The organism is Acidimicrobiia bacterium (assembly GCA_035471805.1).
In the GTDB taxonomy this organism is placed as follows: domain Bacteria; phylum Actinomycetota; class Acidimicrobiia; order Spongiisociales; family JAHEDJ01; genus JAHEDJ01.
This window is the reverse complement of record DATIPS010000004.1, coordinates 1-21,687: the sequence shown is the minus strand read 5'-3', so window position 1 is coordinate 21,687 and position 21,687 is coordinate 1. Positions and strand designations below refer to the sequence as shown.

The 21,687-nt window shown below is 63.9% G+C and carries 21 protein-coding genes; 4 read left to right on the top strand and 17 right to left on the bottom strand.

Annotated elements, in window-relative coordinates:
- The first annotated feature begins 30 nt into the window (after nt 1–30).
- Complete coding sequence (locus tag VLT15_00670) at nt 31–825, top strand: hypothetical protein (GenBank protein HSR43727.1); 795 nt, start codon at nt 31–33, stop codon at nt 823–825.
- Nucleotides 826–1,092 (top strand): hypothetical protein, encoded by a 267-nt coding sequence (locus VLT15_00665; protein ID HSR43726.1) that lies wholly within the window; start codon nt 826–828, stop codon nt 1,090–1,092.
- Nucleotides 1,093–1,217: 125 nt separating this feature from the next.
- On the opposite strand, the gene fabF is transcribed toward VLT15_00665, so the two are convergent.
- From fabF to VLT15_00635, 6 genes are all read right to left on the bottom strand, one after another.
- Nucleotides 1,218–2,477, bottom strand: coding sequence for a beta-ketoacyl-ACP synthase II (gene fabF, locus VLT15_00660; protein ID HSR43725.1), 1,260 nt, complete (start codon nt 2,475–2,477; stop codon nt 1,218–1,220).
- A gap of 9 nt (nt 2,478–2,486) precedes the next feature.
- Nucleotides 2,487–2,729 (bottom strand): acyl carrier protein, encoded by a 243-nt coding sequence (gene acpP / locus VLT15_00655; protein ID HSR43724.1) that lies wholly within the window; start codon nt 2,727–2,729, stop codon nt 2,487–2,489.
- A 10-nt stretch (nt 2,730–2,739) separates the two neighbouring features.
- Nucleotides 2,740–3,474 carry a 3-oxoacyl-[acyl-carrier-protein] reductase gene (fabG, locus tag VLT15_00650; protein ID HSR43723.1) on the bottom strand — a complete coding sequence of 245 codons (735 nt, stop codon included), beginning with the start codon at nt 3,472–3,474 and terminating at the stop codon, nt 2,740–2,742.
- On the bottom strand, nt 3,471–4,547 hold the full coding sequence (locus VLT15_00645) for a beta-ketoacyl-ACP synthase III (protein HSR43722.1): 1,077 nt from the start codon (nt 4,545–4,547) through the stop codon (nt 3,471–3,473). Before VLT15_00645 ends, fabG begins: the two co-directional genes overlap by 4 nt.
- Nucleotides 4,544–5,494: an ACP S-malonyltransferase gene (fabD, locus tag VLT15_00640; protein ID HSR43721.1), complete on the bottom strand. Its 951-nt coding sequence runs from the start codon at nt 5,492–5,494 to the stop codon at nt 4,544–4,546. The genes VLT15_00645 and fabD overlap by 4 nt, the downstream gene beginning before the upstream one ends.
- A 72-nt stretch (nt 5,495–5,566) precedes the next feature.
- A complete protein-coding gene (locus VLT15_00635) occupies nt 5,567–6,601 on the bottom strand; it encodes a GntG family PLP-dependent aldolase (protein HSR43720.1) in 1,035 nt (344 codons plus the stop codon).
- Nucleotides 6,602–6,675: 74 nt separating this feature from the next.
- Here VLT15_00635 and VLT15_00630 point away from each other — a divergent pair, with 74 nt between their 5' ends.
- Nucleotides 6,676–7,725, top strand: a complete 1,050-nt coding sequence (locus VLT15_00630; protein ID HSR43719.1) for a septal ring lytic transglycosylase RlpA family protein — start codon at nt 6,676–6,678, stop codon at nt 7,723–7,725.
- Nucleotides 7,726–7,788: 63 nt separating this feature from the next.
- Complete coding sequence (glgP, locus tag VLT15_00625) at nt 7,789–9,939, top strand: alpha-glucan family phosphorylase (GenBank protein HSR43718.1); 2,151 nt, start codon at nt 7,789–7,791, stop codon at nt 9,937–9,939.
- 31 nt (nt 9,940–9,970) lie between these two features.
- Here the strand turns inward: glgP and VLT15_00620 are convergent, their stop codons facing one another.
- The 11 genes from VLT15_00620 to VLT15_00570 all read right to left on the bottom strand — a co-directional run bounded on the left by VLT15_00620 (nt 9,971) and on the right by VLT15_00570 (nt 21,125).
- A complete protein-coding gene (locus tag VLT15_00620; GenBank protein ID HSR43717.1) occupies nt 9,971–11,146 on the bottom strand; it encodes an aminotransferase class I/II-fold pyridoxal phosphate-dependent enzyme in 1,176 nt (391 codons plus the stop codon).
- A 38-nt stretch (nt 11,147–11,184) separates the two neighbouring features.
- Nucleotides 11,185–14,652, bottom strand: a complete 3,468-nt coding sequence (locus VLT15_00615; GenBank protein ID HSR43716.1) for an adenylate/guanylate cyclase domain-containing protein — start codon at nt 14,650–14,652, stop codon at nt 11,185–11,187.
- A gap of 149 nt (nt 14,653–14,801) precedes the next feature.
- Nucleotides 14,802–15,608 carry a DNA-formamidopyrimidine glycosylase family protein gene (locus tag VLT15_00610; protein HSR43715.1) on the bottom strand — a complete coding sequence of 269 codons (807 nt, stop codon included), beginning with the start codon at nt 15,606–15,608 and terminating at the stop codon, nt 14,802–14,804.
- A gap of 3 nt (nt 15,609–15,611) precedes the next feature.
- Nucleotides 15,612–16,349, bottom strand: a complete 738-nt coding sequence (locus tag VLT15_00605; GenBank protein HSR43714.1) for a DUF2071 domain-containing protein — start codon at nt 16,347–16,349, stop codon at nt 15,612–15,614.
- Complete coding sequence (locus tag VLT15_00600) at nt 16,346–16,588, bottom strand: hypothetical protein (protein HSR43713.1); 243 nt, start codon at nt 16,586–16,588, stop codon at nt 16,346–16,348. Before VLT15_00600 ends, VLT15_00605 begins: the two co-directional genes overlap by 4 nt.
- A complete protein-coding gene (locus VLT15_00595; protein ID HSR43712.1) occupies nt 16,585–16,803 on the bottom strand; it encodes a hypothetical protein in 219 nt (72 codons plus the stop codon). The genes VLT15_00600 and VLT15_00595 overlap by 4 nt, the downstream gene beginning before the upstream one ends.
- 100 nt (nt 16,804–16,903) lie before the next feature.
- Complete coding sequence (locus tag VLT15_00590; GenBank protein HSR43711.1) at nt 16,904–18,034, bottom strand: site-2 protease family protein; 1,131 nt, start codon at nt 18,032–18,034, stop codon at nt 16,904–16,906.
- A 56-nt stretch (nt 18,035–18,090) separates the two neighbouring features.
- Nucleotides 18,091–18,555 (bottom strand): hypothetical protein, encoded by a 465-nt coding sequence (locus VLT15_00585; protein ID HSR43710.1) that lies wholly within the window; start codon nt 18,553–18,555, stop codon nt 18,091–18,093.
- Between the two features lie 225 nt (nt 18,556–18,780).
- A complete protein-coding gene (locus VLT15_00580) occupies nt 18,781–19,455 on the bottom strand; it encodes an SDR family oxidoreductase (GenBank protein ID HSR43709.1) in 675 nt (224 codons plus the stop codon).
- A 104-nt stretch (nt 19,456–19,559) separates the two neighbouring features.
- Nucleotides 19,560–19,748: a DUF1731 domain-containing protein gene (locus VLT15_00575; GenBank protein ID HSR43708.1), complete on the bottom strand. Its 189-nt coding sequence runs from the start codon at nt 19,746–19,748 to the stop codon at nt 19,560–19,562.
- A gap of 9 nt (nt 19,749–19,757) precedes the next feature.
- Nucleotides 19,758–21,125 (bottom strand): DUF222 domain-containing protein, encoded by a 1,368-nt coding sequence (locus VLT15_00570; protein ID HSR43707.1) that lies wholly within the window; start codon nt 21,123–21,125, stop codon nt 19,758–19,760.
- Nucleotides 21,126–21,687 lie beyond the last annotated feature (562 nt).

Below are 21,687 nucleotides of genomic sequence, written 5' to 3'. Positions count from 1 at the left end.
CAACCTGCGAGCGTGCGTCATAATGGCGCCGTGCAGAAACCTCCGATCTTCGCTCCGGCAGCCCTGTTGGCCGCTGCCGTTGCCTGGGCGATAACGCTGGCCTTTGGCGAGCCTACGATCGGAACGGCTGCCGCCGCAGTGGCGGCCGTCGACCTGCTGATCGTGACGCTGGTGGCCATCGTCGGTCTCGTCGTGGTTAGAGCCCGCTGGGCGCGCCGGTTTTCTATGGTGGTGATCGGCCTCATGGCCGGCATGGCCTTGACGATGCCGATTTCCAACAACTGGATGGTCGCGCTGCTGCTGTCGGGTTTGGCGGTGTCCGCCTTGGTCGGACCGTCGCTCGAAGATTATCTCCGGCCTCCGACACCCGGAGGCCCGCCTCCCAAATCGGTCGCATTGCTGCTGACCTTGCTGGTTCTGCCGGGGGTCACCGCTTTCTTGACGGGCTCGCCGGTTCCGATCGCCGCCTGGTTCCTGATCGTCGGTGCGCCCGGCGTCGCCTGGGCGTACGGAAAGACGCGGACGGAAGGCTTGTGGGCCGCCCGAATAGGAATACCGGTGGCCGGGTTGGTGACATTGTGGGGACTCGACTGGTGGGCGGTGGTCCTGCTGGCGGCTTCAGTTGCCGGCGAGGCGTGGCTGGCCTGGAGCGGCGAGGCGGCCCGGCCGCTCGATCGGCAATCAACGGCTCCTGCGACCCGGTCGATGGCAATCCCGCCTGAGCTGGCGCCGCCCGAAATCCTCGCGGCGGCCGGCCTGGACGATCGTGGAAGACGGCTTCCGCGGTCGTCGACCCACGAGACCCCCCAGGAGCGCGGTCAGTAGATGCGGCGATATCCGAACCCATGGGTGTTCTTGCCGGCGCTGGTCGGCCTGGTCATCGGTGCGTGGCTGGGCTATTTCATTGCCTCACTCAGCGGGTCGGGCACGGCCCTGGCAGTCGTGCTGGCCGTCCTGTCGGGTACGGCGGCGGCGTTCGGCGTGGGCGTGGTCGCCGTGCTGGCCATCCGCTCCTTCGATGAGTGGAAGACCGCCCAGGAACGAGGCCTCCCACCTCCCACGGTCGGCTGCGAGGTCCCGCCCCAGGACTGACCAACCCGTTTTCTCGGCAATACTGTTGATCCCCCGGAGTACCGGCATTGCTGAGAATCTCAGGCCCGTTTTCTCCGCAATACTGTTGATCTCCCGGAGTAACAGCATTGCTGAGAATCTCTGGTCTAGGCCTCCGGGGCCGAGAAGATCAACGCCACGTTGTGTCCACCGAATCCAAATGAGTTGCTCATGGCGTGGCGAATCTCCATCGGGCGTTCCACATTCGGGACGTAGTCGAGGTCGCAATCGGGATCCGGTTCCTCGTAGTTGATCGTCGGAGGCGCGACACCGTCCCGGATGGCGAGCACGCTCAGCATCGCCTCGAGCGCTCCCGCTCCTCCCAGCAGGTGGCCGGTCATCGACTTGGTCGATGAGATTGCGACCTTGCGAGCAGCTTCGTCGCCCAGTGCCAGTTTGATGGCCGCCGTCTCCGTGCCGTCGTTCGCCGGCGTTGAGGTCCCATGAGCGTTGATGTAGTCGATTTCCGAACCGTCCAGTCCGGCATCCCTGAGGGCCATGGCCATTGCCCTCGCCTGGCCCGCTCCCCCCGGGCGCGGCAGAGTCACGTGGTATGCGTCCGAGGACATGCCGTATCCAACGACCTCCGCGTAGATCGTCGCGTCCCTCGCCAGAGCATGGTCACGCTCCTCGAGAATGAGCGTCGCTGCTCCCTCGCCCATCACGAACCCGTCGCGACCGGCATCGAACGGCCGGCTGGCTCGCGTCGGTTCGTCGTTCCTGGTGGAAAGCGCTTTGGACGAGTTGAACGCCGCCACCGCGAACTCCACGATCACGGCTTCGGATCCACCGGCAACCATGACGTCGACGACGCCTCGCCGGATCATCTCGGCCGCGTCGCCGATCGCGTTCGCCGAGGCTGCGCAGGCCGTGACCGTGCAGTTGGTCGGGCCCTGCAGGTTGAACTCGATCGACGCATAGCCGGCCGCCATATTGGGGATGAGTTTCGTGATCGTGAGCGGATTGACCCTGGCCGCTCCGCGCTCGCGCAGGGTGTCGAGCCCTTCGATGAACGAGTGCATCCCTCCCAGGCCCGCACCAACGATTGCTCCGACCTCTGCGGCGGCTTCGTCATCGCCGCGGTAGTCGAGACCCGCATCTGCCAGGGCTTGTGAGGTGGAAGCAACGAAGAACTGCGTGTAACGATCGAGACGCCGAGCATCCTTCTTGTCGAGATAGTCGTGTGGGTCGAAGTCCGGGATCTCGGCCGCGATCTTGGTCACCGTGTCCGTTGTATCGAAGGCAGTGATGGGACCGACGCCGGACACTCCCTTGCGCACGGCCGCCCAGGATGACCCTACGTCGGCTCCGAGCGGGTTGACGGTCCCCAACCCGGTAACCACGACCCTTCGGTCGTGTCTTGCCACGGCGGAGCCTCAGGAGAGTTTGGCTACGACGAGATCGATAGCCTCGCCAACCGTTGTGAGGTTTTCAGCCTCTTCATCGGGAATGGTCACGTCGAACTCGTCCTCGAGCGCCATGAGCAACTCGACGACTCCGAGCGAGTCAACCTCGAGGTCTTCTTCGAATCTCGCGCCCGGGTTGATCTTCTCCGCGTCTAGCCCCAGCTCGCTCACCAGTAGTTCGGTGAACTTCGCCTCGATTTCTGCCCGTTCCATGTTCTCTCCTCTAGATAGTCAGGCCACCGTCGACGACGATGACCTGTCCCGTTACGAACCCCGCGTTCTCTCCGGCCAGGTATGCCACCGCGGCGGCGACGTCTTCCGGCCGCCCGAGCCTACCGACCGCAGTCGCCGATATGGCGGCTTCTAGTGCTACTTCGCCCAGTTCGGCCGTCATGTCGGTCTCGATGAAACCTGGTGCGACGACGTTGACCGTAATGCCTCTGCCGCCGACTTCCTTGGCTACGGACTTCGTGAATCCGATCACGGCGGCCTTGCTGGCCGCGTAATTGGCTTGACCGGGATTCCCGGCCAGCCCGGAGACCGAGCCGATCGAGATGATCCGGCCCCATCGGTTCTTGAGCATGCCCCGCATCACCGCTTTGGTGCACAGGAAGGTGGACCGGAGGTTGACCTCGATGACACGATCCCAGTCGTCCGAACTCATCCGGGCAAGAAGACCGTCGCGGGTCACACCGGCGTTGTTTACCAGTACTTCGACCGGTCCCAGCCGTTCACCAACCTCGCTGATGAGACGGCCGACTGCCGCTTCGTCCGAGACGTCGGCGCCGAGGGCGATTGCCTCTCCCCCATTCGAACGGATCTCCGTGACAACGGACTCGGCTGCTTCGGGGCGAGTCGAGTAGTTGACCGCCACCCGGTGACCATTCTGGGCGAGACCGAGCGCGATGGCCCGGCCTATGCCGCGTGAACCCCCGGTGACGAGCGCAACCCGACTCATCGCTCCCCCAGGCCAAAGAACTCGAAGTTCGGTTGCAGGAGCTGCATGGTGGTCCGCTCACTCGGTGGGAAGTCGACGTCGCTCGTGGCAATCGGCTCTGTACGGGTACCCCAGCGCAGAACGGCGGCCGCCCAGCTCAAGCCTCCGCCGAATGCGGCGAATACGATGTTGGCACCGGGGCGGATTCGGCCCTCCTCCAGCGCCTCGGTCAGCGCAATCGGGATCGTCGCCGCCGACGTATTGCCGTACGCATGAATGTTCATGAATACTCGATCCGGCGGGAGTTTGAGCCTGCGGGCGGTGGCATCGATGATCCGCTGGTTCGCCTGATGCGGGATGAGGATGTCGACATCTTCGAAGTCGATGCCCGCCTCTTCGACGACCCGGACCGAAGAGTCTCCCATCATGGTGACCGCCCGTCTGAACACCTCCTGGCCGTCCATCTGCACCCCGACCTCGGACGGCAGGTCGGGCACACGGTCGCCGACGGTGCCAAAGCCGGGTACGCAGAGGAATTCAGCGGTGTCTCCGTCCATCCCGAGCTCCGACGACAGTAGGCCTTCGTCGGCCTCGGTGGGCTCCAGCACGACGGCACCTGCACCGTCCCCGAAGAGCACCGAGGTCGAACGGTCCGTGAAATCCATGTAGTAGTGGAGCTTCTCGGCTCCGATCACGAGCACCCGCTTATGTGTTCCGCCGCGGATCATGTTGGCACCGAACACGAGCGAGTAGACGAAGCCGGAACACGCCGCGTTGAGATCGACTGCTCCCGCGTTCTTGGCCCCGAGCTTGGCTTGCACGAAGGCTGCCGCGCTCGGGATGAGAGTGTCGGGCGAACACGTGGCCACGATGATCAGATCGATGTCGAGCGGGTCGAGTCCGGCGGCGGCGAGAGCACGATGAGCGGCGATCGCAGCCATATCCGAGGTTTCGACATGGCTGATCCGTCGTTCCTTGATACCGGATCGGGAGGTGATCCACTCGTCGGACGTGTCCATGATCGATTCGAGATCCGAGTTGGTGAGAATCGACGGTGGCAACGCCTTCCCCCATCCGGTGACAGTGGCGTTCATACTGGGCCTTCCTCTTCTTCCCCCGCTAGCGATTCGATGACCTCTCCGATCCCGGCGAGGTCGTTTATGACGAAAACTTCAGAATCCTGGACTGTGCGCCGGGCCATGCCGGCGGTTACGTCTCCGGGACCGACGTGCACGAACGTTTCAATCCCGGCGTCGGCCATCCCTTCGAGGCTTTCGGAGAACCGTACAGGAGCGGTAACTTGACCGGCGAGTAGCTCAGGGATTTCCTCGCGCCGCACCGGGGCCGCGCTCACGTTCGACCAAACGCTGAAAGCCGGCGTTTCGGGCGTCGTTGCAGCCAGCCCGGAGGCGAGCACGGCCTGTGCGGAGGCCATGAACGGTGAATGGAAAGCTCCGGCAACGTTGAGCGGCACGACTCGCCGAACGCCGAGCGACCTGCTCTCTGCTTGCAGCCATTCGATGTCTGCCGCTCCGCCCGCCACCACAATCTGGCCCGGGGCGTTGAGGTTCGCCACCCAGAGATGCCCGCCCGAGTCGCGACGGGCGGAGGAGATCTCCTCTGCTAGATCGACGGAAGCCCCGATCAGTGCCGCCATCGATGACGGTGCTGCGTCGGCGGCGGTCGCCATGGCCCGACCGCGGAGCGCAACGATCCGCAAAGCGGTGGCGAAGTCGAAGACCCCGGCGGCCGCCAGGGCGGTGTATTCACCCAGGGAGTGCCCGGCGGCTGCAGCAGGCGGAGCGGACACTCTCCTCGCCAACTCCTCCCACAAGGCAAAGGAGAGGGCAAAGAGCGCCGGTTGAGCATGTTCGGTCCTGGTGAGCTCTTCTTCTGGTCCGTCCAGACAGATGTCGCGCAGACTCCAACCGAGGACCTCGTCGGCCTGCTCGACTAACAGATCGGGTCGCGCCTCGAAGAGGTCCGCGCCCATTCCGACGTGCTGACTTCCCTGACCGGGAAAGAGAACGGCATAAGACATTGCGGCTTTCGACTGTAGGCGTGTCGAGAAAGTTACGGGAGGTTCAGGAACGGGTACCGGTAGCCGGATTCGCTACAAAGCCCTCATTGAGTCGAGCACGCGCTCAACGTCGTCGGAATCGACGTCACAGTGGGTGACAAACCTCAGCGTGCCGGCCGAGACGGCACTAACCAGCACCCCGTCTTCCGACAATCGACGCCGCAGGCCCTCGGCGCTCACCGGCAGCCCGTCGCCGTGGACCAGGACCATGTTGGTCTGCACTTGTTCCAGCGAGACCGCGGCAGGGAACAGCCCGGCGATTCCTTTCCCCAGTTGTTGGGCCAGAGCGTGGTCCTCACCGAGCCGCGCACGCCGGTCGAGGGCCACCGCCGCTGCTGCGGCGATCACTCCCACCTGTCGCATCCCTCCGCCGAAGCGCTTGCGGAGATAGCGCGCCCGCCTGATCACGTCCTCGCTTCCGCAGAGGATCGATCCGATCGGTGCACCCAGGCCCTTGCTGAAGCAGAACTGGACCGTGTCGGCCAGTCGAGCGTATTCCGCAGCATCGATGCCGGTGGCCGCTACCGCATTCCACAGCCGCGCTCCGTCGAGGTGCACGGCCAAGCCTGCCGAGCGAGCCGCCCGGGAGGTTGCCTCCATCAGCTCGAATGGAATCACGGTGCCACCGGACCAGTTGTGTGTGTTCTCCCATGAGAGCATCGAGATGTTCAGGACGTGACGGCTGCTCTGCTCCACCGCAGCTTCAACATCGGCAGGCTCGATCTCTCCATTGGGGGTGGCGACCGTCCTGAACTGAATACCGCCCAGCGCAGCGGCCGACCCCATTTCGTAGTTCCGCACGTGGGCGTGTTCGACGCAGATCACCTCGTCACCCGGACGTGCCTGTGTAGCCAGGCCGAGGAGGTTCCCCATGGATCCGGACGGCACGAACACCGCTGCCGCTTTGCCGAGCAGCGAAGCTGCTCGCTCCTCGAGAGAGTTGACCGTTGGGTCCTCGCCGTACACGTCGTCTCCGACCACAGCAGAAGCCATCGCCTCTCGCATTTCCTGCGAGGGTCGTGTCACCGTGTCTGAGCGGAAGTCGGCCGTTCCGTCGGGGAATGCCATCGGATTCTCCATTCATCTCGAATTCCACAGCGTAGATGCTTGGGCCGGGGCCGCGGCAGGTCCACAATATCGGTGTGCGACGGCACTTCCTCATCGCTCTCACCCTCGTCTCCATGGCGATCGGTCCGGCCGCGCTCGGAACGACACCCGTCGAACGGGCTCACTCTCTTGCGGAGTTGCGCCTCGAACTGCCGGATCTGATCGCCAGAGCTTCGGACGCCCGGCTTGTGCGCGACCGGCTCGAGCGGGCACTCGATGTCGGCCGAGCCGAGCTGGAGGCCGTCCTCGCCGAGAGCGTCGGAGCGCTCGAGCGGCTCGAGCAGGTCGAGCGTGAGCTCCGGGCGGCACGCCGCCGCCTCGACGAGGGCATCCAGCAGCTCTACATCCGCGGCGGCTCCGCCGCGCTGACGGTGGTGATGTTCTTCGATGATCCAACCGAGGCCGGGATAGCCACCCATTACCTGGAAGCCCTGAACGCTTCCGATACCCGGTCGATGAACGACATCGCCCGGCTTCTCGAAGAGATGGGAGATCTCAGGCACACGGCGTTCGAATCGGTCAACGTCGCGGAAGCCGACTACGCCGAGCACGAGCGAGCATTCGTCCTGGCCGCCACCTTCGCCGCGGATCTCGAAGCTCAACAGGCGCGCCTCGAGGATCGAGTCGACCAGCTGACGGCGGGGTGGCGCGACTACCGGTGGAGCCTCGTGGAGGACATCATCACCGCGACCGGGGCAAGCGGCGCCCTTGCCGCTGATTCGATCGAACAGGGAGCGCTACGGGCTTCGCTTCCGCTCGGACCAACGATCGGAGTACCGCCGGAACTCGTTTCCACAGGGCGAACGCTGCGCGGCGTCGCCTCATGGTACGGGCCCGGGTTCCACGGGCGCCGAGCCTCGAGCGGGGCGATTTTCGATGAGCGCGACTTCACGGTCGCTCACAAGACGCTGCCGCATGGAACGCTGCTTCTGGTCACCTATGGCGACAAGCAGGCGGTCGTGATGGTCAACGATCGGGGCCCGTTCATCGAGGGCAGGGAGTTCGACCTCTCCAGGGCGACGGCCGAGTATCTGGGTCTGGGCCTGGGTAGAGTGAAGGCAGAGGTTCTCACCGTGGCTCCGTGACCGGCCGGCCGTCGCGCACGGCTAACCTGCCCAGGCTTCCCCCATTCAGCAGCGAGACTTCCAGTGATCAAGGTCCCCGTACTCACCTCAGACGAACTTCGCATACCGGCCCGGTTTGCGCTGCTCTATGAGCTCGCCTACAACCTCTGGTGGACCTGGGATCCGGTCGCCCTCGATCTCTGGAGAACCGTCGATCCGACCTTGTGGAATCAGTACCACAACCCCATCGACATGCTCCGGGCGCTCGACCCCGATACTTGGAGCGCCCTGGACGAGTCGGAGACTTTCCATGATCTCTACACCGAGGCCACCCGCCGATTCGACGAGTACCTGGCGGATCAGGACACCTGGTGGACCAGAGAACACGAAGGTGAGTTGCCAGAAGGTCCAATCGCCTACCTGTGCGCCGAATACGGAATCCACGCCTCACTGCCGATCTATTCGGGCGGTCTCGGAGTGCTGGCCGGCGATCACGCCAAGGCCGCTTCTGATCTCGGCATTCCTTTCATCGGCACCGGCTTGCTCTACCGGCGCGGCTACTTCAGCCAGGAAATCGACGTCACGGGCGACCAGCAGCACATGCATCCGCACCTCGACATCCACCAACTGCCGGTGCGGCCGGTCGCCGGACCTACGGGCGGCCAGCTCAAGGTGGCCGTCGACTTCCCCGGGCGGCAGATCTCCGCCGCCGTCTGGCTGCTTCAGGTTGGTGTAATCCCGCTGTTGCTGCTCGATTCCGACATTCCCGAGAACGACCCGGCCGACCGGCCGATCACCCATACCCTCTACGTGCGCGGGCGCGAGATGCGCTTCTGCCAGGAGATGATCCTCGGCATCGGTTCGGTCAAGGCCCTGGCCGCCATCGGTGTCGAACCGGCCGTCTGGCACGTGAATGAGGGGCATGCGGCACTGTCGATCCTCGAAAGACTGAAGGATGCGGTTGCCGGCGGATCGGCCCTCGAAGATGCGGAAGAGCAGATTCGGGCCAGAACGGCATTCACCCTCCACACGCCGGTACCGGCCGGCAACGAGGTCTTCGACTTCTCCATCATCGAGCGCTACCTCGGTTACTGGCCGGGTCTGGTCGGATGCGATCTCGGATACCTGGCTCACCTCGGAGCAACCGAGGAAGGGGCCGGCAACAACGACCGCTTCGACATGGGCGCGATGGCCATCCGCATGTCCTCGCGTGTCAACGGAGTGAGCCGTCGTCATGCCGACGTCGTCAACAAGGATTGGTCGCACTTGCTGAAAGCTCCGGCGCTCGGCGTAACCAACGGCATCCACACCCCCGGTTGGATCAGCCGCGATCTCGACCGCCTGTTGACCAGGCACATCGGAGTCAACTGGCGGTACAAACTGGTCAATGATCCCTCGGTGTTCGAAGCGATACGCGACATCGACGATTCTGAGATCTGGGCTGCCCACGTCAGCCAGAAACGACTGCTGACCAGGTTCGCCAGAGGCCGGATCCGCGTTCAGCATGCCCGCCACGGCGCATCGCCTCTCGAGTTGCGCTCGGTGGAGACGATGTTCCCGAGTGACCGTCTGACGATAGGGTTCGCCAGGCGGTTTGCCGGTTACAAACGGGCCACGCTCATGTTCCACAACAAGCCCTGGTTGCAGGCGATTCTGACCAATCCGGATAGGCCGGTGCAGATCGTATTCGCCGGCAAAGCCCACCCCGCCGACCAGTGGGGCAGCGGTCTCATCCAGCAGATCCACGAACTCGGGAACTCGCCCGAGTTCAAAGGGCACCTATACGTCCTCGAGGACTACAACCTGCGGATGGCTCGTTTCCTGGTGCAGGGCGTCGACGTCTGGTTGAACAACCCCCGACCTCCCGAAGAGGCGAGCGGCACGTCGGGAATGAAGGCCGCTCTCAACGGGGCGCTCAACGTGTCTACCCCAGACGGCTGGTGGATCGAGGGCTACAACCAGTCCAACGGCTGGACGTTCGGTACCGAATACGGCAACGGCGATCACGCAGCCCAGGACAACGAGGACGCCGTGGCGCTCTATCACACCCTTCAGGACCAGGTTGTTCCCACCTTCTTCGATCGGGACGAGGCCGGAGTCCCTCATGCCTGGGTGGCGATGATGAAGGAGTCGATCATCTCGGTGATCAACGACTTCTCGACCGCCCGGATGGTCGCCGACTACACAGAGAAGATCTACCTTCCACTGGCAGAGCAGGTGACGGGTAGCAGGTAACAGTCTTGTCGCCTCTGTGAGGGTCACCTGCTCAGAGGCGGTCGAGGGCCTTTCTGATCCCCCGGACGGCCTGACCGATCCGGTGCTCGTTCTCGACCAGCGCAAACCTGACGAACCCCTCCCCCGAAGCACCGAAACCGATGCCCGGGCTCACCGCCACTTTGGCGCGTTGCAGGAGATCGATGGTGAAATCGATCGATCCCATCTCCCGGTAGGGGTCCGGGATCGGCGCCCAGACGAACATGGTGGCCTTCGGGGCTTCGATCTTCCAACCGGCCCGGTTGAGGCCTTCGATCAGCACATCGCGCCGCTGCGCGTAGATGTCGTTGACCTCGGAGACGTACTCGTCGCCTTCGTTGAGGGCAATGATCGAGGCGATCTGGATCGGTTGGAAGGTCCCGTAGTCGAGATAGGACTTCAGCTTGGCGAGGGCGGCCACCATCTCAGCATTGCCTGCTACGAAACCGACCCGCCAGCCCGCCATCGAATGGCCTTTGGTCATCGTGTAGAGCTCGACACCGACGTCCTTGCCGCCGGGAACCTGGAGAAGGCTGGGTGGTTTGTATCCGTCGAAAGACACGTCGGCGTAGGCGAAATCGTTGACGACGAAGACACCGTATTCCTTGGCGAACGCCACGAGACGCACGAAGAACTCCTCGTCAACACACATCGTGGTCGGATTGTGTGGAAACGATACGAGGATCACCCTGGGCCGCGGCCAGGAGTCGTGAAACGTGGCTTCCATCCGTTCAAAGAAGTCCTGGTCGGCGGAGACCGGCACCTTGCGCACTTCGGCGCCTGCCAGCAGCGGTGCGTAGATGTGAATCGGATAGCTCGGCTCCGGCACGAGCGCAACATCGCCCGGCTGCACAAGTGCCCACATCAGGTGAGACAAACCCTCTTTGGCGCCGATCGTGTTGATGACCTCGGTCTCGGGATCGAGGTCGATTCCAAAACGCCGCCGATAACGGTCGGCCACAGCCTTGCGGAGATTGGGAATCCCGCGCGACTGCGAGTAGCGATGATTGCGGGGGTTCCTCGCCGCCTCCGTCAGTTTCTCAACCACGGCTGGATTGGTCGGAATATCGGGATTCCCGAATCCGAGGTCGATGATGTCTTCACCGGCCCGGCGCGCCTGACGCTTGAGTGCGTCGACCTTGGCAAACACGTATGGCGGCAGGCTGTGTATCCGACGGAACTCCACGATTTGTCCTCCGGGGGGCAGGGTACACAGACTGGGCGCGCTCAGGCGGAGGTGACCCTTCCGAGGGCAACATCGATCGGCACGGTGGTCATCCCAATCTCGCTGCTCATTTGCCGGGCCTCTTCGATGAGCGCCCGGCGTTCGGGATGGTTGTCGGGAAGAAGCAGTGCGCCGGCCACCATCAGGACGATTGCCGTCGGTGGCGCGCCCCAGTAGTCGACCCACCGGCGCACCTGTTCCCTCAGAAGGCCGGTGTCACCCAGCAGCACCTGATCGAGCCCTTTCAAATCCTCGCGGAATGCCCTCACCCAAGCGTCGGCGGGAAGTTCGGCCAACCGGTCCCGGTACTCGGCGATCAAAGCAGGGTCGCCGGACGTCAGCGCGCAGAGGCGCGCGAAGAACATGATGATCCCGTGCGCGAAGGTGAACCGCCGTGACAGGTCCAACGCCTCATCGAGACCTTGACGGAATCGGCCTTCGGCCCAGGCGATGGTCATGGATGCCCGTTGGATGGCCTGCAAGAGTTGCGGGTCGTCTGAATCGGCGGCGAGTTCCCTTGCCCTGGCCAGCTCATCCTTGGCCCGGTCGAAATCACCTTTGTTTGCCGAAGCGGACGCCAGATACGAGTAGTGGTGGGCCCACCAATCTGCCGGGGCATCAGAGAAGATCGGATCGTGGGTGATCGATGCCGGGGCGTCGAAGTCGCCGACGTAGATCCGGAAGGAGGCCCAGTTTCCTGCAAAGAACTGGAGATGAGATTTCTCTCCCAGCCGGCGGGACTCCCGGAAGCCGGTGTCGGTGGCGGAGATGCTCTCCTGAGGGTCGGGGGATCCGTAGCCTATGTTGGCGAGTGCGCGGAGTTTGGTTCCGACGAACCCATGCTCCTCCGCGATCTTGAGCGCCTCATGGAGCAATGCCATGGACTCGCGCGGTCGTGCCTGGCCCGAGAGGGCCGTTCCTCTGGTGATCATCGATTGGGCGGCAACCTCGTCGAGGTCCAGAAGGTCCGCGGCTCGCATGGCTACCAGGGCCGTCTCCGCCGGGTCGCCCTCGCCGGCCAACATCTGCCCCCGAGCCAGAGCCATGTAGGCCCGCGTCAACCCCTCATCGCCTTCTGGGTCCGGGTGCTCTGCCAGATACGGCGTCAGGACTTCAACCGCCCGTTTGGCCCGGCCACTTACGTTGTAGGCGGTTCCCAGCAGGCTCATCGCCTGCGCTTCGACCGTCCGATCGCCGAGTTCCCGGGCGGCCTCGATACAGCGCCGGGCATAGGCCTCGCACTCCTCATACCTGGCAAGGTGTTCCGCGGCGGCCGTGGCGCGCTCCCAGAAGGGCAGCAAATTGGTCGGGCCGGTGAAGAACTCCTCCGCCTGCTTGGCCAGACTCAGGCATTGGTCCCAGGCGTTGAGATCATCTGCACGATCGATGGCATCGAGCATGGCGGCCTTGGCTCGATCCAACAGCCGGGCGGCGGCCCCTGAATCGGTGGTGGCTCTCAGTGCCTCTACGAGATGGAAGGCCACTATGCCGGCCAGTTCCTCGTCGTTGAGGGACGCGAAGTAATCGGCCACTTTCAGGTGGCGAGCGCGTCGGACATCGCGCGAAATGCGGGCATGTGCGACCTCGCGAATGAGGCCCTGCACGAAGCGGTATTGGCCCCTGGTCGGCGACCGGGGGTCTCTGACGATTTCCAGCAGCTCATGCCGTACCAGCGGTGCCAGCTTTCCCTCCAGGTCTGTGGTGTCCCGATCGGTCAGGAAGGCCAGACCTTCCACGCTGAATGAGTGGCCCATGACGGCGGCGTCCTGCAGCAAGGATCGGTCCGCCTCAGCGAGTCGATCCAGTCGGGCACCGATCACGGCGGAGACCGATTCCGGGACCGGCAGCTCTGCCGGGTCGCCGGCTATCTCGAAAGTGCCATCGTCTTTCTGGTTCAGAACGGCCTGGCCGAGGAGCATGCGCACGAACTCGACCGCGTACATCGGGACGCCACCTGATCGTTCGACCACTCCTCCCAGAGTTACTTCCGGAATGCCGGGAACAAGACCCGAAACGAGCTCGCCCATTTCGTTGTCACTCAACGGACTCAAGTTCAGGGAGATGAATCCGCTCTTGCCGGCGCCCCATGTCGGCCGGCGGTCGAGGAGATCTGCCCGAGCGAGGGTGATGATGAGGATTGGATGGTCTCGCGACCAATCGGTCAGTTCTTCCACAAAATCGAGCAAGGCAGGGTCGGCCCAGTGGAGGTCCTCAAACACCAGCACGGTGGTCCCCTTGGCGGCTATGCGCTCAAAGAGGATCCGATAGGCGGCGGCTTGTTCACTGCCTTCTCCGACGTGGCCGTCGCGTAGCCCGAGCAGTCCTTCGAGGTGGGGTTCGACCCAGCTTTGCTCGTCCGGATCGGGAACATAGGTGTTGATCATCTCCCGGAGCCGGGTTCTGGTGGTGGTTGAATCATCGGTTTCGGCAATTCCGGCACGATGCCGGACCATCTCGCCAACGGCCCAGAAGGCGAGGTTGTCGCCGTAGGCAGGTGACCGGCCCTCGTGCCAGTAGATGTCGCTGATGAGGCCGTCGATGTACTTCTGGAACTCCCAGACCAGGCGGCTCTTGCCGATGCCCGCCTGGCCGACGACCGAGATGAGTCTCGCTCTCTGCTCGCGCTCGGCGGCGTGGAGCTGGTCCTTGAACATCCGCAGCTCGGGAGCACGACCGGTGAAGGGCGGTTCGAGACCATCGCTGCGGAGCGCGCCGCCGATCTGCGCGACGATACGCAATGCTTTCCATGCAGGAACCGGGAGGTCCTTGCCCTTCATGTCGAGCGAACCGATGTCTGCGAACTGGATCGAATCGCCTGCTGCCCGGTAGGTGGTCTCCCCCACGTACACCGTGCCGGGCTCGGCCGAACCCTGGAGCCGGGCGGCAGTGTTGACGAGGTCGCCGATCACCATTCCTTCCGAGCTGGTGTCCGACCGTACCGAGGCTTCCCCGGTCAGTACCCCCGCTCTCGCGGCCAGTTCGGGAACGCCGGCGTCGGCTCCGAGCTTGGCCACCATGTCGACCAGCTCCATGCCGGCTCGCACGGCCCGTTCGGCATCATCCTCATTGGTGGCGACGGCGCCCCAGGCGGCCATAACGGCATCGCCGATGAACTTCTCGACCACTCCGCCGAAACGTTCGATGATCTCTCTACTCCGGTCGAAGTAGTCGGAAAGGAATGAACGGACGTCCTCGGCGTCCCGGCCCTCGGAGAACGATGTGTAGTTGACGAGGTCGACAAAGAGGACGGAAACGACCCGGCGCTCGAGATAGGTGTCGGGCGCGGCGGAGGGGGCCGCGGTCGGAATCGGTGAGGCACCTCCCAGCACCGTGCCGCATTCACCGCAGAACCGATTGCCCGGCGGGTTCTCGGCGCCACAGTTCGAGCACGCCGCCGCCAGGCTGTTGCCGCAGTTTCCGCAAAACTTCTGGCCGGCCGGGTTCTCGTGTGCGCAGGTCGGGCAATACATGGTCAGGCCCTCATCATCCCCTCAGTCACGGAACATCTCCCTGGAGTGTTTCCCCAAGATACGCGACGCTGCGGCGTTATGCACCGTTCACCCGCGGCAGTGAGTCGCCCGCAAAGCGGGTATGGGCGCATAGAACGGCCGTGAAGGGTTCATCTTGACGGCGGCTGGCAGGTCGGGCACCACCAGATGAGGCGGTTGGCCATCTCGGCGGACAGGATCGTGTCACCGCAGCGACGGCACGGCAACCCGGCTCGCTTGTAGGCGTAGAGTCGCTCTTGGCGGGGTATGTCCGCCCGGGCGCGTACACCGACGTCGTTCGGGCTCACCGTCACGATCCGCCCGGCAGCTTCACCGGCGCGGAGTTCGGATCTGATTGTCGTCCAGAGTAGGTTTGCCTCGTCTCCCTGGATCTGGTCGGCCGGTCGATGAGGAGCTATGCCGCACTTGAAGAGAACCTCAGTCCGGTAGACATTTCCGATGCCCGCAACGACTCTCTGATCCAGCAGCGCAGACCCGATCGGAATTCGACGTCGAGCGAGGTTGGAGACGAATCGTCGACCGGAGCGCCGACCAGCCAGCGGATCGGGTCCGATCCGCGCCCGCAGGTCGTCTTCTTCCTCAGTGTTCAGGAGTTCACAGATGGTCGGGCCCGACAGATACACAACCGCCCGCCCGTTGGCCATCGCCAGTCGCGTCATGTTGGTCGGCGGCGGCGGATCGGACTTGAAGGTCTTGAACTTGCCGAACAGTCCGAGGTGAACGTGCAGCGTGTCGCCGGAGTCCCACCGGTAGAGGAGGTGTTTTCCCAGCGCCTCTATATCGTTGAGTATGCGACCGTCGAGACGTGCGGCGCCGGCCGCGAACCTTCCCTGCGGAGACCAGGTTCGGATCCGCTCTCCGGCCAGCGCTGCTCGCTGGAGTCGGGCCTGACGATGGATCGTATGTCCCTCGGGCATGGCTCAGAGCTCGATCCTACGGGGTGCCCCAACGCGCACAGGTACTCCGGCTGCGTAGTGCACCAGCGGCATGTCAGCTGGAGCCGGGTAGCCTGCCGCCGCTACCAGGTGATCATCGATATCTGCGAGTACAGCCCGCCTCAGGGGCCACTCGGGATGATCGACCGGCGTAAAGGTCATCCCGCCGCCGAAACTGCTGTAGAGGCCCCAGCGGGCGGTCAGGAACCGTTCCAAGCTTCCGGTGGTCCCAATCGGCGCACCGGGTCGCACGACGATCCGGCTCGCCGTGCCCGCCGGCCCGGGCCAGCGGGTGCCGGCGGTGTAGCTGATTTCATCGTGGCTTCGATCGATTCTCATCTTGGACCAACGGTAGGGAATCCGGTAGCTCACTTGGGCCACGAGTACCGGGATCAGGCGGGTGATATCGAGTGAATCGAACCAGACACCGGGCCGGCCGTTGGGACCGCGCACGTAGGTGCGGACGTTGGTCTCGGGAAACGATCCCAGGTATGGAACCGGCGGCAGGAACGGCAACCGAATCCCGCGCATGCGGAAGGCAACCAGACCTACCCAGGCACGGCCCTCGAAGGTGTCCACCCGGAGCCCTGAGGGAAGCCTCGACTGAACGATCTCAGGATCGACCGGCCAGTGCAGGAACGTGACATCGTCCCACCGCTGCAACATGACGGCCCGTTGAACGGGGCAAGGGGCGGTGAGCGGATAGTCGTCGGCGGCGATCATCTCTCGGGCGGTACGGAGCCACTTGCTGCATCGATGCCTGCAGGAACCGTCATCTTGGCTACGTCGTCGCGGACATAGATCTCGGTGAAGCGGTCCGACTCGATGTGAGAAACGGATTCCGATTCGAGGAGTTGACGTCGGTGGGCGGCCATCACTCGTGACAGAAGGAAGGCGATGGTGGCGCCGGTCGTGATGATGAAGAGGACGCCGCCGATTGCGAACAGCAGACCGTTGCTCATGATTCGTCGGCCTCACCGGTCAGCACGAGTGTGCCGAGGGAGTGAATTGCAGGGACCCAGAGCCCGACGAACAGGCCGACCTCTCGATCGACCAGGAACCAGAGCGAAACCGAGAGCACGAACGATGCAAAGGCCGCGGCCAGGAATGCGAGTTTCGTGCGATGGAATGTGCTGAGCGAGCGGAGAGAGGGAACGGTGGACGGCGGGGTTGTCATGGTTGTGAGCCTCCTTATCCGTTGTACGGATCGGCAAAGGTCGGTGGATGACATGAACCGCCCGGCGTGGCCTCCGCCGGGCGGTCGGTCTCGAACTGGTTCAGGCCGCCTCAGTCTGCACACTGCGCAGCGATGCCAGCATGCGCGCGGTTTCGGCCGCGGTGGCGAACTGAACCTGAGTTATGGTGCCGATCGGCGTTGACCCATCCCAGACCACGACAAGTGACGCAGTCCCGATCTTGCGCAGCAGTTCTGCAGCCGGTTCGTCGGCACGCACTGCCGGGTACTCGTCCACCGGTCGGGCAACCGTGCGCACAGACGTCGTCCACCGATCATCTTCGGGCACTGCGGCCAGAGCTTTGACCGTCACCACACCGCTGACCGGTCCGTCGGATTCTCCCACTAGATAAAACGGGCGGATCTGCTGGACGGCGTGTCTGTCGATGAACGCAGCTACGGATAGCCAATCTCCCTCGACCGGTTCGACAGCAGTCATGATGTCGCGTGCGGTGACGCCCCCCAGATCCTCATTCAGGGAAGCGAATCGGGCTTCGGCAGTTGCCGCGTTTCTCAGGAACCAGCCGATGAACGCAGTCCACAACCCACCGAATCCGCCGAACACGAATTGGACCAGGCCGAGTGCGATGAGCGCGGTTCCGAAGTAGCGACCCACCTTGCCGGCAGTCTGCGTCGCCCGCCCCCTATCACCATGGCGCTTCCACAGCCAGGCGTGCAGGAGGCGGCCGCCGTCGAGAGGAGCACCGGGTATCAAGTTGAACAATGCCAATACGACATTTATGAGGCCCGCCCAGCCGACGATCGCGGCGGGGAGTCCCGTCATGACTGTGGCGATGCCGTAGAGACCGGCGCCGAGAAGCAGGCTGATGGCCGGGCCGACCCCGGCGATCTCTGCTTCGGCACGGGGTGTTTCAGCCTCGCCCTCGAGTTGGGCGACCCCACCGAAGGCCCACAGACTGATACGGTCGACTTGGACTCCGTGACGGCGAGCCACCAGAGCATGACCGAGTTCGTGGAGCAGAATGCTGCCGAGCAGAGCAGCCGCCGCGATCAGTCCTCCCGCCAGATAGGCGGTACCACTCAAGCCGGGAACCGCCGCCGGCAAAAGACTTCCGGAAGCGGACAACGTAATGAGGGAGGCGATGACCAGCACGCTCCAGTTGAGCTCGATGGTGACACCGGCCAGGCGGCCGAGAGTGAGGTTCTTTCTCATCGGATGACTCCTTTCGGGGTCGGGCGACCGTGTGGTCGCCGGAAGGTTTGTTGAAATCAGGCGGTCGTGGGAGAAGGCTCGAGAAACTCGGAAAGCGCCTGTTCCTTGGCGGGGTCGAGAGGTCCGTCGGATCGCCAGAGGATGCGGCCCGCTCGGTCGATCAACAATGTCCGGATCGTCGAATCGTCTTCGATCTCAAGCGTCGCCAGGAACTCGGCCTTGTCGATGTAGAGCGTGATGGTGTGCTCGCGTGTGGTGCGGTCGCGAATTCCGGAGCGCATTCCGCTGTCGATGAACCACTGGGAAACCCGGCTCCTGGATTCGATCACCGGCAGTTCGTAGGCAACCAGGCCCGAGTGACGGGTCTGCAGCCGTCTTGCCAACGGCATCCAGGTGTCGACCAGACTCTGGTGGTCTCTCCAGAAGGCCAATATGACGAGGTTCACCTCGCCTTCGAGGTCGTCCGGAAGCGTGAAAGACCTGCGTTCTAGATTCGATCCGGTAACGGTCGGGAAGTGCATTACTCCTCCGTATGACTCTTCACCCTGTCTACGGAGCCCGTCAACGGTGCGGATGGATGATTCTCGAGACACCAAACGCCCGACCGAGCGCTGGCCGAAACGCAAGTTCCCTGTCGGGATTGTCTGCGGCCCGGGCGGTCGCGAACCTGCTCGCATAAGTCAGATTGCGATGGCCCGCAACGCTGCCACCCCTACACAGGGTGGCGCCCGCCTCCACGATCAGCGTTATGCGAACTGAGTTGAGGGGAGCTCTCTCTCCCCCGCCGCGAGACCCTCGACGATGAGCCGTGCTACCCGATCGGGATCCAGGCCGGTCGGGAGCGTAGGAGGGCTGCCTTCGATTGGTCGGGTGGCCAGCCCGGTCTCGGTGTGAGGGGGCCGGGCGTCGAGCAAGTGGATCTTCCTACGCCGGAGTTCGCGGGCTAGGGCCCTCGTGGCGGCGCTCAGCCCGGCTTTGACCGCGGAGTAGGCGGCCATTCCTCCCACCGGTTGCTCGGCGACGACCCCGGTGATGCTGACCCAGAAGCCGCCTTCGATGTGTGGGATCGCCTCTCTGAGCAATCTCAGCGGGGCGGTGAAGTTGGTTTTGACGAGTTCGTTCAGAGCATCGTCGCTGAGTGTCTCGAAGGGTCCGAAGGCAACCACGCCTGCGGCGTTGACGACCCCGTCGAGTCCTCCGAGTGTCTCGACCGTCCTCTCGATGAGTTGAGCCGGGTCGTCGATGAGCAAATCGAATTCCAGCATGTTCGATTCGGTGGGATCACCGGATCGACGTGCGTTTCGTCCGGTCGCCAGGACAACGGCGCCCCGGTTGCGCAGCTCGCCGGCTATTCGGGTTCCGAGTTCACCGGATCCGCCGAGAACGAGGACTCGAGTTCCGGAGAGGTCGATAGGTGGCATTGGGTTTCTTTCGGTCGTCTACTCGATGTTCGAGGCCGCGTCGGGTATTGGATGGGTGGCGGAGTGTCGTACGCCTCAGCTGCAGAGCGGAGGCGAACTTTCCCTCAGCCCAGCATCCGGTGCAGCGTCGTCTCGAGGTCTGCATCGCCGAACTCGAATCCGTCGTCCACCAGGCGTTCGGGCAGGACTCTGGTGCTGGAAAGACCAATGGACTCCGCCTTCTCACCGCCAAGCGCGAGTCGTATGGCGAGTTTCGATTCGATGAGCGACACCGCCGCGCCCCGTGGCCTCACCGCCCGGAGTTACGGCGCCCGGGCCTCACTCGAATATCGATGGCTGAGAGGACTCGTCCACTCGTGGGAACCGGCCTCCGTTCGCCGGTAGCTCCAGCCCGCACCGTGTCGCACGCGATGGTCGTGCCGGCAGAGGGGGGCAAGGTTGCACCAGCACGTCGGTCCGCCGTCAGACCAGGGTGTCATGTGGTCGAGATCGCACCGCGTCGACGGGACGCGGCATCCCGGGAACGTACAGGTCGGGAATGCCGTTTCGATTGCGCGCCGATCTGCTGCTGTCGGACGGCGGCGGGTGATCCCGGAACAAATCGGCTGATGTTCGGCGTCGGTCACAACGAATCGCCACTCGTCGCTGAGCGAGGTTTCGGCCACCCGGCGGGCGACATCGGAAATCACCGGACCGTAGCCACCGAGATCGCCGGAAGATTCAGTAAGACCGGCGAGTGTGGCCATGTCAACCGTCATCACGAGAGATCCTCGCCCCGACTCGCGCCCCGAGTGTGGAACGCTGGGATCGAGCAAGTCGAGGGCAACATCCGCACGCAGTTGGTCCATCGTCCGGGTCTCTCCCGAGGTCCGCAGGTCGCGGGCAGCCGAATCGATGCGGTCACGGATCCGGGCGGCTCGATCGGGCGGCAGGTCCATGAAAAAGAGATGGGCTGTGCCGTCCGTGCCGGGCTCGAGAACGACTCGACGCTCATCGACTGCGTTCTCGTAGCGGTGTTTGGCATCCGCGGGATCGGCCTCGACGCTGAGCTTTCGCAACAGCTCCGTCAGCTGCCCGGTCGTGAGCTCGGAAGCCCGTTCCAACGCACGGCGAGCCACTTCCTGCGCTTGGGTGACCGGAAGATGATCGGTGCGATGGAGGATGAGATTGGCACGGCGCCGGTCGATACGCCCGGCAGCGAACTCCTGCCAAACGGCCGGCAGCCGCGTCTGGAAGTCACGGGCAATGGAGAGTTCGTTGTCCGCTGCCCTCCGGGTGAGCCGGAGCGCTGCCCGGATCTCGGATGAGCAGGCCTGTTCCACTATCTCGAAGTCGGTCTCGCCATCTCTATCGAGCAGCTCTTCGGAGACCGCCTCGGCAACCGACGCCATCGCGGCGTACAGGTTGGCTTGATGGTGTGATGCCATTCGCTGATGGGCGGCCATCACGATCACCCGATCGTGACCCGAGAGGGAGTTAACGTCGATGGCCCATAGCAGACCGGACAGCACGATCCCGGGTTCCATTGCGGCCAAGTCGGGCGGTATCGACGGCTCGCGAGGGATCCCCGGATCCGCCTCCGCGATTGCCAGGGCCAGCTCTGCATCGCCGTACTCAGCTTGGTCGAGCCAGACCCGGAGCTCTGGGTCTCTTGTCAGCGTATCGAACATATGTTCGATTATACCCGCACCGAGAGACAGAAAACACCCCCTTGAGCGGAGCCCCTATTGCCCACCAGCGCCGCCGGGCTACTGCCAATAACTGCGGCTAGCCGCTATCCGGCAACGGCTCAGCGAAAACCCAGGGATCGAACGGCCAAGCTTCTCCCCCGGCGAAATCGACGGTGTACTCCTCGGACAAGAACCCGACCGTTCCCCCCACCAAAACGAGCCCGGTCGGTCGCGAGGGGAAGGGACACACGTCTGTTTCAAACCAAGCTGCGCAGGGCGCAACCCACTCAACCACCATGTCGTACCAGCCAGGTTGGAGCCCCGTTGGGAACTCGAACACCCAAGCAACGCAGGTCTCGTGGTCTCCAAATGAACCGAGGGAGGCACCGCAGGAAGTTCCACCCATCCGCGCAGGTTGCCTGAGCCACCTCACGAACGGCCAACACCAATACTCCCTGTGGTCAGAGTGAGGTCAACCGGCCCAGCAGCCGCTGAACCGGTCTCGGCAGCAGGCCGGCTGCGAAACCCGTTATCTGGCCTACGAGTTCCAGGACATCCTGAC

What these genes read in the sequence shown, in the direction of transcription:
- fabD (HSR43721.1), bottom strand. Translation starts at nt 5,494, where the DNA reads ATGTCTTATGCCGTTCTCTTTCCCGGTCAGGGAAGTCAGCACGTCGGA.
- VLT15_00610 (HSR43715.1), bottom strand. Translation starts at nt 15,608, where the DNA reads ATGCCCGAGGGACATACGATCCATCGTCAGGCCCGACTCCAGCGAGCA.
- VLT15_00615 (HSR43716.1), bottom strand. Translation starts at nt 14,652, where the DNA reads ATGTATTGCCCGACCTGCGCACACGAGAACCCGGCCGGCCAGAAGTTT.
- VLT15_00595 (HSR43712.1), bottom strand. Translation starts at nt 16,803, where the DNA reads ATGACAACCCCGCCGTCCACCGTTCCCTCTCTCCGCTCGCTCAGCACA.
- VLT15_00600 (HSR43713.1), bottom strand. Translation starts at nt 16,588, where the DNA reads ATGAGCAACGGTCTGCTGTTCGCAATCGGCGGCGTCCTCTTCATCATC.
- fabG (HSR43723.1), bottom strand. Translation starts at nt 3,474, where the DNA reads ATGAGTCGGGTTGCGCTCGTCACCGGGGGTTCACGCGGCATAGGCCGG.
- VLT15_00580 (HSR43709.1), bottom strand. Translation starts at nt 19,455, where the DNA reads ATGCCACCTATCGACCTCTCCGGAACTCGAGTCCTCGTTCTCGGCGGA.
- VLT15_00585 (HSR43710.1), bottom strand. Translation starts at nt 18,555, where the DNA reads ATGCACTTCCCGACCGTTACCGGATCGAATCTAGAACGCAGGTCTTTC.
- VLT15_00645 (HSR43722.1), bottom strand. Translation starts at nt 4,547, where the DNA reads ATGAACGCCACTGTCACCGGATGGGGGAAGGCGTTGCCACCGTCGATT.
- VLT15_00605 (HSR43714.1), bottom strand. Translation starts at nt 16,349, where the DNA reads ATGATCGCCGCCGACGACTATCCGCTCACCGCCCCTTGCCCCGTTCAA.
- VLT15_00570 (HSR43707.1), bottom strand. Translation starts at nt 21,125, where the DNA reads ATGTTCGATACGCTGACAAGAGACCCAGAGCTCCGGGTCTGGCTCGAC.
- VLT15_00635 (HSR43720.1), bottom strand. Translation starts at nt 6,601, where the DNA reads ATGGCATTCCCCGACGGAACGGCCGACTTCCGCTCAGACACGGTGACA.
- VLT15_00590 (HSR43711.1), bottom strand. Translation starts at nt 18,034, where the DNA reads ATGAGAAAGAACCTCACTCTCGGCCGCCTGGCCGGTGTCACCATCGAG.
- acpP (HSR43724.1), bottom strand. Translation starts at nt 2,729, where the DNA reads ATGGAACGGGCAGAAATCGAGGCGAAGTTCACCGAACTACTGGTGAGC.
- VLT15_00665 (HSR43726.1), top strand. Translation starts at nt 826, where the DNA reads ATGCGGCGATATCCGAACCCATGGGTGTTCTTGCCGGCGCTGGTCGGC.